The 13,722-nt window shown below is 66.8% G+C and carries 14 protein-coding genes; all 14 read left to right on the plus strand.

Features of this window, described 5'->3' with window-relative positions; translation table 11 throughout:
* The first annotated feature begins 26 nt into the window (after positions 1-26).
* Positions 27-887 carry a dihydropteroate synthase gene (folP, locus tag AC1D00_RS06945; RefSeq protein ID WP_477010158.1) on the plus strand — a complete coding sequence of 287 codons (861 nt, stop codon included), beginning with the start codon at positions 27-29 and terminating at the stop codon, positions 885-887.
* Positions 884-1,252, plus strand: a complete 369-nt coding sequence (gene folB / locus AC1D00_RS06950; protein WP_027544155.1) for a dihydroneopterin aldolase — start codon at positions 884-886, stop codon at positions 1,250-1,252. The genes folP and folB overlap by 4 nt, the downstream gene beginning before the upstream one ends.
* Position 1,253: 1 nt before the next feature.
* Positions 1,254-1,745 (plus strand): 2-amino-4-hydroxy-6-hydroxymethyldihydropteridine diphosphokinase, encoded by a 492-nt coding sequence (gene folK, locus AC1D00_RS06955; protein WP_477010152.1) that lies wholly within the window; start codon positions 1,254-1,256, stop codon positions 1,743-1,745.
* An 81-nt stretch (positions 1,746-1,826) separates the two neighbouring features.
* A complete protein-coding gene (locus tag AC1D00_RS06960) occupies positions 1,827-3,698 on the plus strand; it encodes a methylmalonyl-CoA mutase family protein (protein WP_477010153.1) in 1,872 nt (623 codons plus the stop codon).
* Entirely contained in the window at positions 3,695-4,159 is a 465-nt protein-coding gene (locus tag AC1D00_RS06965) for a GFA family protein (protein WP_135172524.1), read from the plus strand. The genes AC1D00_RS06960 and AC1D00_RS06965 overlap by 4 nt, the downstream gene beginning before the upstream one ends.
* A 23-nt stretch (positions 4,160-4,182) precedes the next feature.
* Positions 4,183-6,339 carry a methylmalonyl-CoA mutase gene (scpA, locus tag AC1D00_RS06970; RefSeq protein WP_135173177.1) on the plus strand — a complete coding sequence of 719 codons (2,157 nt, stop codon included), beginning with the start codon at positions 4,183-4,185 and terminating at the stop codon, positions 6,337-6,339.
* A gap of 37 nt (positions 6,340-6,376) precedes the next feature.
* Positions 6,377-6,673, plus strand: a complete 297-nt coding sequence (locus AC1D00_RS06975; protein ID WP_135172523.1) for a nucleotidyltransferase family protein — start codon at positions 6,377-6,379, stop codon at positions 6,671-6,673.
* A gap of 53 nt (positions 6,674-6,726) precedes the next feature.
* Positions 6,727-7,479 (plus strand): RsiV family protein, encoded by a 753-nt coding sequence (locus tag AC1D00_RS06980; RefSeq protein WP_477010159.1) that lies wholly within the window; start codon positions 6,727-6,729, stop codon positions 7,477-7,479.
* A gap of 128 nt (positions 7,480-7,607) precedes the next feature.
* Positions 7,608-8,600: a tripartite tricarboxylate transporter substrate binding protein gene (locus AC1D00_RS06985; protein WP_477010154.1), complete on the plus strand. Its 993-nt coding sequence runs from the start codon at positions 7,608-7,610 to the stop codon at positions 8,598-8,600.
* Positions 8,601-8,658: 58 nt separating this feature from the next.
* Complete coding sequence (locus AC1D00_RS06990) at positions 8,659-9,150, plus strand: tripartite tricarboxylate transporter TctB family protein (RefSeq protein WP_027544147.1); 492 nt, start codon at positions 8,659-8,661, stop codon at positions 9,148-9,150.
* Between the two features lie 3 nt (positions 9,151-9,153).
* Complete coding sequence (locus tag AC1D00_RS06995) at positions 9,154-10,665, plus strand: tripartite tricarboxylate transporter permease (protein WP_135172521.1); 1,512 nt, start codon at positions 9,154-9,156, stop codon at positions 10,663-10,665.
* Positions 10,666-10,716: 51 nt separating this feature from the next.
* Entirely contained in the window at positions 10,717-11,706 is a 990-nt protein-coding gene (gene meaB / locus AC1D00_RS07000; protein WP_477010155.1) for a methylmalonyl Co-A mutase-associated GTPase MeaB, read from the plus strand.
* Positions 11,703-12,350, plus strand: a complete 648-nt coding sequence (locus AC1D00_RS07005) for a pyroglutamyl-peptidase I (protein WP_477010156.1) — start codon at positions 11,703-11,705, stop codon at positions 12,348-12,350. Before meaB ends, AC1D00_RS07005 begins: the two co-directional genes overlap by 4 nt.
* A gap of 235 nt (positions 12,351-12,585) precedes the next feature.
* On the plus strand, positions 12,586-13,722 hold a 1,137-nt coding region (locus AC1D00_RS07010), incomplete at its 3' end, for a TIGR03808 family TAT-translocated repetitive protein (protein ID WP_477010157.1).

The following is a 13,722-nucleotide window of genomic DNA, read 5'->3' on the forward strand; positions in this document are numbered from 1 at the left end:
CTCCCCGACCGCGCACATCCACGCGCATGAATGCCTTGCCATCCCCTTCCGTCCCGCCGGCCGGCTCGGCCGGGCGCGACGTGCTGCGGACACTGCTGGAGCGACCTCTCCCGGCGGTGATGGGCGTGCTCAACGTCACCCCGGATTCCTTCTCCGACGGCGGCGACTTCATCGCGCCCGACCAGGCGCTCGAGCGGGCCCGGGCGATGATCGCCGACGGTGTCGACATCATCGACATCGGCGCGGAGTCCACCCGGCCCTACAAGGGCGCCAAGGCAGTCACGGCCGAGGACGAACTCGCCCGGCTGAGGCCGGTGCTATCAGGCGTGGTTGCGCTCGGCGTGCCGGTCTCGATCGACAGCATGAAGGCGGAGGTGGTGGCCTTCGCGCTCGATCAGGGCGCGGCGATCGCCAACGACGTCTGGGGCCTGCAACGCGATGCCGCCATGGCGCCGCTGGTAGCGGCGAGAGGCGTCCCCGTCATCGTCATGCATAATCGCGACAACGTGGATTCCGCCATCGACATCATCGCCGACATGAAGGCGTTCTTCCTGCGCTCGCTGGACATCGCCGCCAAGGCCGGCATCGCACGTGACAAGATCGTGCTCGATCCCGGCATCGGCTTCGGCAAGACCGCCGAGCAGAGCATGACCGCGCTGGCGCGGCTGCGCGAATTCGACATGTTCGGCCTGCCGGTCCTGGTCGGCGCCTCGCGCAAGCGCTTCATCGCCTCGGTGTCGCCTTCCGAGCCGAAGGAAAGACTCGCCGGCTCGATCGCCGCGCATCTCATCGCCGCCCAGCGCGGCGCCAGGATCATCCGGACCCATGACGTCGCCGAGACCTTGCAGGCCCTGCGGGTCGCGAACGCAATCGAGAGCAAGCAATGACCGATACGATCTTCGTGACCGGCCTGTCGATCCATGCTCGCCACGGCGTGATGGACCACGAAACCGAAGTCGGCCAGCGTTTCGTGATTGATCTCGAACTCTATACCGACCTGTCGGAGCCCTCACGCACCGACCGGCTCGCCGACACGGTGTCCTACGCCGAGGTCGTGGCGACCACGACGGCGGCGTTCAAGAACACCAATTACAAGCTGCTGGAACGCGCGGCGGGCGCGGTCGCCGACGCCATCCTGTCGCACTTCCCGCGGATCCGCGCCGTGAAGATCACCGTGCACAAGCCGCATGCGCCGATCGCCGCGATCTTCGACGACGTCGGCATCATGCTGACGCGCTCGCGGCACCCCTGACATGGCAAGCGTGCTGATCGCACTCGGCGGCAATGTCGGCGATGTCCGCGCGACGTTCCGGAAGGCGATCGCCCACATCTGCGGCATGGCGCAGGCCGCGCTGGTCGCGTGCTCCTCGGACTATGCGACACCGCCCTGGGGCGATGAGGCGCAGGATCCCTTCGTCAATGCCTGCATCGAGATCGAGACCAGCCTCGATCCGCACGCGCTGCTGTTTGTGATGCAGAAGGTCGAGCAGAAATTCGGTCGCACCCGGACCAAGGAACGGCCCTGGGGGCCGCGCACGCTCGATCTCGACATGATCGCCTATGACGATGTCAGCCTGCAGAAGCCCGACCTGACCTTGCCGCATCCGCGCCTGTTCGAGCGCGCCTTCGTGCTGGTGCCGCTGGCCGAGATCGCGCCCGACCGCGTGATCTCAGGCATTCGCGTGCGTGACGGGCTTTCCAGCGTCTCGACGCAAGGCATTGAGCGGCTTCCGGATACCGGTTAACCAAAAACAACCGTTTGCAGGGACGGTCCGCCGTGGCAATTTCGCCTGCGAATTACAAGATCTTCGGGAGCCCCTCGCCGCATGACCTCCGTGACTGACGACCTGCCGCTGGCGGCGGATTTTCCCAAGGCCACGGTCGAAGACTGGCGCAAGCTGGTCGACGGCGTGCTCAAGGGTGCGCCGTTCGAAAAGCTGGTCGGCAAGACCTATGACGGCCTCAAGATCGATCCGCTCTATCCGCGCGCCAGGGGCGTTGCGCCCGTGGTCGGACGGGCTGCGGCCGCGCCGTGGCAGATCGTGCAGCGGATCGACCATCCCGACGCGGCAGCCGCGAACGCACAGGCCTTGCAGGATCTGGAGAATGGCGCGACGGGGCTCGCACTGGTGTTCGCCGGCAGCAACGGTGCTCACGGCTTTGGCCTGGAACCTTCGGCGGATGCCGTCGCAAAGGTCTTGAAGGACATTCATCTCGATGCCGGCATCGGCATCGAGCTTCAGATCGGTCCGCAATCGCGGATGGCCGCGATCCATGTCGCGGAATATGTGAAGAGCAACGGCATCGATCCTGCCGCCTGCGACATCCGCTTCGGTCTCGATCCGCTCGCCGCCTGCGCGGTGTGGGGCCACAGCCCTTACACCTGGGAGGAGATTCTTCCTGCCGTCACCGGCGGCATCAAGGGCCTCGCCGCGCTCGGCTTCAAGGGGCCATTCGCCTCGGCCGACGGACGCGTGATCCACGATGCCGGCGGCTCCGAGGTGCAGGAGCTCGCCTTCGTGCTCGCCTGCGGCCTCGCCTATCTTCGCGCGATCGAAGGCGTCGGCGTTGCGCTGGAAGCCGCGCAGGGCATGGTCTATGCGCGGCTTGCCGCGGATGCCGACCAGTTCCTGACCATGGCGAAATTCCGCGCACTGCGGCTGCTGTGGGCGCGCGTCGAGGCGGCCTGCGGGCTGACGCCGAAGCCGTTGTTCATTGCCGCCGACACCGCCTGGCGCATGCTGACGCAGCGCGACCCCTATGTGAACATGCTGCGCGCAACCATGGCGACGTTCGCGGCGGGGCTTGCCGGTGCCAACGCGATCACGGTGCTGCCGCACACGTTGGCGCTCGGGCTGCCCGATCCGTTCGCGCGGCGCGTGGCGCGCAACACGCAACTGCTGCTGCTGGAGGAGAGCAACCTCGCCAAGGTCAGCGATCCCGCCGCGGGCGCAGGCGGCATCGAGACGCTGACGGCGCAGCTGTGCGAGGCGGCCTGGGCGCTGTTCCAGGAAAGCGAGAAAGCCGGCGGCGCCTTTGCCGCGCTTCAGCAAGGCCTGTTCCAGAGCAAGGTGGCAGCTGCGCGAAAAGCGCGTGACGCCAACATCGCAAAGCGCCGCGACGTGCTGACCGGCGCCAGCGAGTTTCCGAACCTGCATGAGCGCGAGACGGCGGTGCTGAAAGCCACGCCGGTCGCGCTCGCACCCTATGGCGAACAGAAATACAAGTTCGACGCGCTGCCGCCGATCCGGCTGGCGGAACCGTTCGAAGCGCTGCGCGACAAATCCGATGCGGCATTGAAGGCGCGCGGGGCGCGGCCAAAAGTGTTCCTGGCCAATCTCGGCACGCCCGCCAATTTCACGGCGCGCGCGACCTTTGCCAAGAGCTTCTTCGAGGCCGGCGGCATCCAGGCGGCCGACAGCGAGGGTCTTGTCGATCCGGCCAAGTTGGTCGCAGCATTCAAGGCCTCCGGCGCCGAGCTTGCCTGCCTTTGTTCCAGCGACAAGGTCTATGCGGAACACGCCGAAGCCACCGCCCGGGCCCTGCAAACGGCCGGCGCGCGACATATCTATCTGGCAGGCCGCCCGACTGATGCCGAGGCGGCGCTGCGCGCAGCCGGTGTCACCGGCTTCGTCTTTGCCGGCGGCGATGCGCTTGCGACGCTGCAGGACGCCTATCGAGGGATGGAGCAGCCATGACGGAAGCAGGCAAACCCGTTCTCACCGGCGGCTGCCAATGCGGCGCGGTCCGCTTTGCGGTCTCGGCGGCGCCGGCGAAGATCAGCATCTGTCATTGCCGGATGTGCCAGAAGGCGAGCGGTGCGCCGTTCGCCTCCTATGCCGATATCGAGAAGGGTGATTTCGCCTGGACCAAGGGCACGCCCTCTGCGTTCCGCTCCTCGTCCATCGCGATGCGCGATTTCTGCGCCGCCTGCGGCACGCCGCTGAGCTTCCGCCGCATCGACGGCCCGCGCATCGAGATCATGACCGGTACGTTCGATCGTCCGGATCACGTGGTGCCGACCCGGCAATATGGAACAGAGTCGCGCCTCGGCTGGGTGGTCGGGATCGCCAATCTGCCGAGCCAGACCACGCAGCAGAATTACGGACCGGAGAAGATGGCGACCATCGTCAGCCATCAGCATCCGGACCATGATTGAGCGTCTATGATATGGTCGAAACCATGAGCCGCATTCCGAACTTCGCAGACGTCGCCTTCGAGCGCATGGCCGCCGCCGCGCCGGCCGGCAGCGCCGAGCCGTGGCTGACGCCCGAAGGCATCCTGGTGAAACCCGCCTATGGCGAGGCCGATCTCGCCGGGCTCGATTTCCTCGAGACCTATCCGGGCATCGCGCCCTACCTGCGCGGCCCCTACCCGACCATGTATGTCAACCAGCCCTGGACCGTCAGACAATATGCCGGCTTCTCCACGGCGGAGGATTCCAACGCGTTCTACCGCCGCAACCTGGCTGCCGGACAGAAGGGCCTCTCGGTCGCGTTCGATCTTGCCACTCATCGCGGCTATGACAGCGATCATCCGCGTGTCGGCGGCGACGTCGGCATGGCCGGCGTCGCCATCGATTCCATCTACGACATGCGCACGCTGTTTGCGGGCATCCCGCTCGACCAGATGAGCGTGTCCATGACCATGAACGGCGCGGTGCTGCCGATCCTCGCGCTGTTCGTCGCCGCCGCGGGCGAACAGGGCGTGCCGCCGGAGAAGCTCTCGGGGACCATTCAGAACGACATTCTGAAAGAGTTCATGGTGCGCAACACCTACATCTATCCGCCTGCGCCCTCGATGCGGATCATCTCCGACATCTTTGCCTATACTTCGCAGAAGATGCCGAAATACAACTCGATCTCGATCTCCGGCTATCACATGCAGGAGGCCGGGGCGACGCAGGATCTCGAGCTCGCCTATACGCTCGCCGACGGCGTCGAATATTTGCGCGCCGGCCTTGCCGCGGGCCTCGACGTCGACCGCTTCGCGCCGCGGCTGTCGTTCTTCTGGGCGATCGGCATGAACTTCTTCATGGAAGTCGCCAAGATGCGCGCCGCGCGCCTCTTGTGGGCGAAGCTGCTCAAGCCCTTCAATCCTAGGGATCCGCGCTCGCTCTCGCTGCGCACGCATTGCCAGACCTCGGGCTGGTCGCTGACCGCGCAGGACGTCTTCAACAACGTGATGCGCACGACGGTGGAGGCGATGGCGGCCACCCAAGGCCACACCCAGTCGCTGCACACCAATGCGCTCGACGAGGCGCTGGCGCTGCCGACCGACTTCTCGGCCCGCATCGCTCGCAACACCCAGCTCTTCCTCCAGCAGGAGAGCGGCACCACCCGCATCATAGATCCCTGGGGCGGCTCGTACTATGTCGAGCGGCTGACCCGCGACCTCGCGGCGAAGGCGTGGAGCCACATCCAGGAGGTCGAGGAGCTCGGCGGCATGGCCAAGGCCATCGAGGCCGGCGTGCCCAAGCTGCGCATCGAGGAGGCTTCCGCGAAGACGCAGGCGCGCATCGACGCCGGCAAGCAGGCCGTGATCGGCGTCAACAAGTACAAGCCGACGGACGAAGCCCCGATCGATATCCTCAAGGTCGACAACACCAACGTCCGCCGGCTCCAGATCGACAAGCTGACGCGGCTGAAGTCCGAGCGCAACCAGAAGGACGTCGATGCCGCGCTCGCCGCGCTGACGCGTTCGGCCGGCGAAGGCAACGGCAACCTGCTCGCGCTCGCGATCGACGCGGCGCGGGCGAAGGCGACCGTCGGCGAAATTTCGGACGCGATGGAGAAGGTGTTCGGCCGGCACCGCGCCGAGATCAAGTCCATCACCGGCGTCTACAAGCGGGAGGCGTCCAGCATGGGTAACCGGGTCGAGAAGGTTCAGGCGCTGATCGACGCCTTCGAGGAGGCGGAGGGCCGCCGCCCGCGCATCCTGGTCGCCAAGATCGGCCAGGACGGCCACGACCGGGGCCAGAAGGTGATCGCTTCGGCGTTCGCCGATATCGGCTTCGACGTCGACATCGGGCCGCTGTTTGCCACCGCCGACGAGGCCGCGCGGCAGGCCGTCGAGAACGACGTCCACATCCTCGGCGTCTCCTCGCTCGCCGCCGCCCATCTCACCGCCGTGCCGGAATTGAAGGCCGCGCTGAAGAAGCAGGGCCGCGACGACATCATGATCATCGTCGGCGGCGTGGTGCCGCCGCAGGATTACGATGCGCTCTACGCGGCCGGTGCGGAGGCGATCTTCCCGCCGGGCACGGTGATCGCCGATGCCGCGGAGGAGCTGATCCGCAAGCTGAACGCCCGGCTCGGGCATAGCGAGGCGGCGGAGTAGGTGGTACCCTGGCCGCATCACCGGCCGGGCTGTCTCCATGACACGTGACGAGGTCATCGCTGCGATACGCAAGAACGCTGATGCCATCAAGGCCAAGGGCGTCTCGAAGCTCGCCATCGTCGGCTCGCGGGCCGGCGCCGATTATCGCCCGGACAGCGACATCGATGTCCTGGTGGAGGTCGAGCCGGAGGCCACCTTCTCGCTGCTCAACCTGATCGACGTCGAGCAGATCATCGAGGACGCGACCGGCTTGCAGGCGCAGGCGACTGTCCGGCGCTCCGCCTCCCCCCACTCTGCGCAGCAGATCGCAGACGACATCCTCGAAATATTCTGACGCTCACGTAAGGAGCACCACCCTTGAAGTTCATCACCAGTTTGGGCGTCGCCATGGCGCTTGGCGCAACGTGCGTGATCTCGGCCCTCGCCGCGGACCCCAAGCCCGACGCCGTCGTCAAGACCAAGAGCATCGCGGCGCGCGTCTTCCTCGACGACAAGATCAAGGTGGATGCAGCCCTCGCGGCGGATTGCCTGGCCGAAGGCAGGAAGTGGCTCGACAAGAACGCGGCCGAGGCCGCCGCCGCGCGCAAAGAAGATCCGCAGTTCTTCAAGGACGGCGGCTGGGACTTCGAGCGCAAATACGCGATCCGCTCGGTCGTTGCCGACCGCTATGTCAACCTCCTGCGCAACGACTATATGGACACCCACGGCGCGCATCCCAATTCGGACGTGAACACGATCCTGTGGGACAAGACCGAGCACAAGCGCATCTCGATCCGCCCGTTCTTCACCGAGACCGCCGATGGCGGCCCGACCATGAAGGCGATGGTGAAAGCCGTGATCGTCTCGCTCAAGGCCGAGAAGAAGAAGCGCGACACCAGCGAGACCGCAACCGACGAGTGGTTCAAGAGCGTGGAGCCGACCCTGCTCAAGATCGGTGCGGTGACGCTCGCCCCGTCGACCGAAGCCGGCAAGAGTTCCGGTCTCACCTTCCATTATCCGCCCTATGCGGTCGGTCCCTACGCCGAGGGCGAATATGTCGCCTTCGTGCCGTGGGACGCGCTGAAGCCTTACCTCACCGCGGAAGGCACGCGCATCTTCGGCGGCGCACGGCCGAAGGGCGATGCGGAAGAGCCGCAGTGATCATCGTTTGAGCCGCGGCACATTGCTCACAGCGCTTTGGTAGCGCTACCTTGCAGCCGCGCTGTAAAGCCGACTAGAATGCCGCCATTAAGAGCGTCCGGTGTTACGGGCGCCGCTGGGAGGCATTCATGTCCAAGATTACGCGCCGCGCTTTTGCGGCTTCATCCGCCGCGGTTGCGGCATCCGCCGCACTCGGCCTCGCGCCCGCCCGCGCCCAAGCCTATCCGGCGCGCCCGGTCACCGTGATCRTGCCCTGGGGCGCCGGCGGCGGCACCGACGCGACTGCGCGCATTGTCGCAGCACTCCTGGAAAAGGACCTCGGCCAGCCCTTCAATGTGGTCAACCGCACCGGCGGCTCCGGCGTCGTCGGCCATACCGCGATCGCGACTGCGCAGCCCGACGGCTACACCATCGGCATGCTCACGGTCGAGATCTCGATGATGCACTGGCAGGGCCTGACCGAGCTGACGCCGAAGAGCTACACCCCGCTGGCGCTGATGAACGAGGACCCGCCCGGCATCCAGGTCTCCTCCTCCTCGCCCTACAAGACGGTCAAGGACCTCGCCGAAGCGATCAAGGCCGCGCCGCCCGGCAAGTTCAAGGCCTCTGGCACCGGCCAGGGTGGCATCTGGCATCTTGCGCTGGTCGGCTGGATGCAGGCGATGGGCCTGCCCGCCAACCAGGTCGCCTGGGTGCCGTCGAACGGCGCAGCGCCGGCGATGCAGGATCTCGCCGCCGGTGGCCTCGACCTCACCACCTGTTCGGTGCCGGAAGCACGCGCCATCATCGAGGCCGGCAAGGCCAGGAGCCTCGCCATCATGGCACCGGCGCGCAACCCGATCTTCCCGGACGTGCCGACGCTGAAGGAGGCGATGGGCATCGAATACGCGACCGGCGCCTGGCGCGGCATCGGCGCGCCGAAGAACCTGCCCCCGGAGCTCGCAACGAAGCTCACCGCGGCGCTGAAGAAGGTCTACGACTCCGCCGAGTTCAAGGATTTCATGAGCAATCGCGGCTTCGGCACGGTGTGGGGCGATGCCGGCCAGTTCGCTGGCTTCATGGACAAGGGCGACGCCCAGATGGGCGAAGCGATGAAGGCCGCGGGCCTGAGCAAGGCGTGACGTTTCACCTCTCCCCGCGCGCGGGGAGAGGGAGATTACCTCGCTTAGGATTCTCGTCATGCGTCTTCCCGACTCCGTCACGGGCTCGTTTCTCGTCGTGCTCGGCGCGGCCGCCGCCTATGGCGGCTACATCCTGCCGCCGGTGCCGGGGCAGCCGGTCGGCCCCAACGTGTTTCCGCTCGTGATCGGCACGGGGCTTGCGCTGTGTGGGCTCGCGATCGTGTTCGGCATCGGCCATTCCTTCGAGGAGGAGGAAGAGCTGATCCCGCTGGAGGACGGCCAGGCAGCAAGCCCGCCGCCGCAGGGCAAGCTCTACGGCCTGCGTGCACTGCTGCCGCCGGCGCTTTTGCTGTTCTACGTTGTCGCCGCCGACCGGCTCGGCTTCATCATCACCGCGGCGATCATGGTCTACGTCACCTCGACCGCGCTCGGGGCGAAGTGGAAGCTGGCGCTGCCGCTCGCCGCGCTCTCGCCCTTCGCCATCCACCTCATCTTCGGCAAGCTGCTGCGCGTGCCGCTTCCTGCCGGCCTGTTGCCGACGCCCTGGTGATCCATGCTGAAAACCCTGATTGAAGCGTTCGCGCTGATCTCCACCTGGGAGGTGATCATCGCGATGTTCGCAGCCTCCGTGTACGGCCTCGTCATCGGCTCGCTGCCGGGCCTGTCGGCGACGATGGCAACCGCCCTGCTCGTCCCGGTCACCTTCTATCTGTCGCCGATCGCCGCGATCGCGACCATCGTCGCGGCGTCCTCGATGGCGATCTTCTCCGGCGACATCCCCGGCGCACTGCTGCGCATTCCCGGCACGCCCGCTTCCGCAGCCTATGCGGACGAGGCCTATGCCATGACGCGCAAGGGCCAGGCCGAGCTGGCGCTCGGGGCCGGCGTCTGGTTCTCCGCGGTCGGCGGCATCGCCGGCGTGCTGTCGCTGATGATTTTGGCGCCGCCGCTCGCCGAGGTCGCGCTGTCGTTCTCGACCTTCGAATATTTCTGGCTGGCGCTGCTCGGCCTGATGTGCGCCACCCTGGTCGCGCGCTCCTCGCCGGTGAAGGCGATCGCCGGCATGTTCCTCGGCCTGCTGGTCTCCTGTATCGGCATCGAGAATCCCGGCGGCGTGCCCCGCTTCACCTTCGGCATCACCGACCTGTTCGGCGGCATCGAGCCGATCCCGGCGCTGGTCGGCGTGTTCGCGGTGGCGCAGGTGATGCGCGCGATGCTGACGCCCGAGCCGCCGCCGCTGCCGCGGCGAAAATTCGGGAGCATCATGGCCGGCCAGTGGAAGCTGACCAAGAAATACCATTGGCAGATGACGCGCGGGAACATCGTCGGCATCATCATCGGCGTGCTGCCCGGCGCCGGCGCGGACATGGCCGCCTGGGTCAGCTACGCGATGTCCAAGCGCTTCTCCAAGGAGCCGGAAAAGTTCGGCACCGGCCATGTCGAGGGCCTGGTCGAGGCCGGCGCCAGCAACAATGCCAGCATCGCCTCGGGCTGGGTGCCCTCGCTGCTGTTCGGCATCCCCGGCGACACCATCGCCGCGATCGCGATCGGCGTGCTCTACATGAAGGGCCTCAATCCCGGCCCGACGCTGTTCACCGAGAAGGCGTCGAGCATGTACGCGATCTACCTGATGTTCATCATCGCGAACATCCTGATGATCCCGCTCGGCATCGCCATGATCCGGATCGCCGCCTACATCCTGCTGGCACCGCGCTCCGCCATCATGCCGATCATCATGCTGTGCTGCGCGGTCGGCTCGTTCGCGATCGGCAACAACATGTTCGGCGTCGTCACCGTCGCCGCCTTTGGCGTGATCGGCTATGTCATGGAAGCCAACGGCTATCCCGTGGCCGCGATGGTGCTCGGCATCGTCATGGGTACCATGGTCGAGCAGGCCTTCGTCACCTCGCTGATCAAGTCCGACGGCAGCATCCTGCCGTTCTTCGAACGTCCCGTGGCCGCCATCCTCGCGGCCATGGCGATCGGCGCATTGCTGTGGCCGGTGATGGTGTGGGTCTGGCGCAAGGTGAAACCGGTGCAGGCGGTGGCAGCAACATCCCGGTGATAGCGGGCGGGCGGCCCTCGCCTGCCCCGCCGGGGCGTTGTAAAGCAGGGCATGGTTGAGAAGAAGGCTTCACTGGACAYCAAATCCCTCGCCCGCGACCTCCGCTCCGGCAGTCGTGCGGCCCTCGCCCGGGCCATCACGCTGGTAGAGAGCCGGCGCGGCGACCACCAGGCGCTGGCGCGGGAGCTGGTGCAGATGCTGCTGCCCGACACCGGCAAGGCGTTTCGTGTCGGCATCACCGGCTCGCCCGGGGTCGGCAAGTCCACCACCATCGATGCGCTCGGCACCTATTTGATCGAGCAGGGCCACAAGGTCGCGGTGCTCGCGGTCGATCCGTCCTCGGCGCGCAGCGGCGGCTCGATCCTGGGCGACAAGACGCGGATGGCACGGCTGTCGGCCTCGGACGATGCCTTCATCCGTCCCTCGCCGTCCTCGGGCACGCTCGGCGGCGTTGCCGCCAAGACGCGCGAGGCGATGCTGCTATGCGAGRCGGCCGGCTTCGGCGTCGTGCTGGTCGAGACCGTCGGCATCGGCCAGTCCGAGACCGCGGTCTGCGACATGACCGACTTCTTTCTCGCCCTGATGCTGCCGGGCGGCGGCGACGAGTTGCAGGGCATCAAGAAGGGCCTGGTCGAGCTCGCCGACATGATCGCGATCAACAAGGCCGACGGCGACAACCTCAAGCGCGCCAACATCACCGCAGCCGACTATCGCGGCGCGCTCCATATCCTCAACCCCCGCTCCGAACATTGGCACCCGCCGGTCGAGACCTATTCGGCGCTGACCGGCAACGGCATCGCAAAGATCTGGCAAAAGGTCCTCGATCACCGCAAGGCGATGAACGCATCCGGCGATTTCGCCGCGCGGCGGCGCGAGCAGCAGGTGAAATGGATGTGGTCGATGCTGGAGCAGCGCATGCTGGCGCGGCTGCGCACCGAGGCATCGGTGCGGACGAAGGTCCGGAAGATCGAGGCCGAAGTCGCCGATGGTCATCTCACGCCGGCGCTCGCCGCCGAGCAGATTCTGGGGTTGCTGCAATGAGCCAAAAGCTCCGCATTCTCCTCACCGGCTTCGGTCCCTTCCCCGGCGCGCCCTATAATCCGACGCAGCCGCTGGTCGCGCGGCTGGCCCGGCTGCGCCGCCCGGCACTCGACGAGGTCGAGATCTCGAGCCACATCTTCCCGGTCACCTATGCGGCGGTCGACCAGCAATTGCCTGAGGTGCTCGCTGCGCAAAAGCCCGACGCGCTGCTGATGTTCGGCCTTGCGTCGCGGACCTCGTATCTGCGCATCGAGAGCCGCGCGCGCAACGCGGTCACCATGCTCTGGCCCGATGCCGCCAACACGCGCTCGAGCAAGCGCGGCATCGCCGGCCATGCGGATGCGATGCTGTTCGGCCCACACACCGCAAAGCTGCTGCGCGCGGCACGCCTCACCGGCATCGATGCGCGCGCCTCGCGCGATGCCGGCGCCTATCTCTGCAATTATCTGAGCTGGCGCGCGATCGAGAACGTGAAGGCCGGTGGACCGCAGCTCGCGGCGTTCATCCATATTCCGCTGCTTGCCCGCAGCGGCGCGGTGCGCCGCAAGGGTGCGCCACGGATCACGCTGGAGGAACTGGTGGATGCCGGGGAAGCGATGCTGATGGAGATGGTGCGGTTGGCCCGGAAGGCACGCACTTCGTAGGGTGGATTAGCGTAGCGTAATCCACCCCTTCTGCTTCAACGGGTTCCGTACGCGCGGTGACATGGTGGGTTACGCCTAGCGGACTGCGCTTCGCGCAGCCGCAAGGCTAACCCACCCTACGGCACCGTCCTTGCGGTAAACATTTAACCCTACCGCGAACAATCCTCACGGCCCCCGTCGCGCTGCGCTACCTAACCGCTGCGGACACGCCCCGCGTCCGCCGGAGGACGCATCCATGGACCTCAACCGCCGTCATCTCATTGGAGCCTCGACCGCCGGCATCGCCGGCGCGCTGGCCATGCCGGCCGACGCTGCGCGCGCGGCGCCGCTGACATCGCTGCTCGGCCGCGATGCCACGCAATATGGTGTGCGGCCCGGCAGCAGCGAGGACCAGACCCGCGCACTCCAGCGCGCCATCGACGAGGCCGCGCGCGCGCTGATGCCGCTGGCGCTGCCGCCAGGCGTCTACCGCAGCGGATTGCTGCGGCTGCCGAACGGTGCACAACTGATCGGCGTACGCGGCGCGACGAAATTCGTCTTCACCGGCGGCGCCTCGGCGATCCAGAGCGACGGCGCCGATGCGATCGGCCTTTCCGGCATCACCTTCGACGGCGCCGGCATCCCGCTGCCGACGCGGCGCGGACTGATCCACGTCCTCGGCGGGCGCGACGTCCGCATCACCGATTGCGAGATCACCGGCTCCGGCGGCAGCGGCGTCTGGCTCGAGCAGGTGTCCGGCGATATCTCCGGCAACATCTTCACCAACATCGCGGTGACGGCCGTCGCATCGTTCGACGCCAGAGGCCTCAGTGTCGCCCGCAACACCATCATCGGCACCAACGACAACGGCATCGAGATCCTGCGCAGCACGATCGGCGATGACGGCACGCTGGTCGCAGACAACCGCATCGAGGACATCAAGGCCGGCCCGGGCGGCTCCGGCCAGTACGGCAACGCCATCAATGCCTTCCGCGCCGGCAATGTGATCGTGCGCGGCAACCGCATCAAGAATTGCGACTACTCCGCGGTACGCGGCAATTCCGCCTCCAACATCCACATATCAGGCAACAGCGTCAGCGACGTGCGTGAGGTCGCGCTCTATTCTGAATTCGCGTTCGAGGCGGCCGTGATCGCCAACAATACGGTGGACGGCGCCGCCGTCGGTGTCTCCGTCTGCAATTTCAACGAGGGCGGCCGCATCGCAGTGGTCCAGGGCAACATCATCCGCAACCTGATCCCGAAGCGGCCGATCGGCACCGCGCCTGACGACGACGCCGGCGTCGGCATCTACATCGAGGCGGATACCTCGGTCACCGGCAACGTGATCGAGAATGCGCCGTCCTACGGCATCGTCGCCGGCTGGGGCAAATAC

It is taken from the genome of Bradyrhizobium sp. P2_E8, from assembly GCF_056403875.1.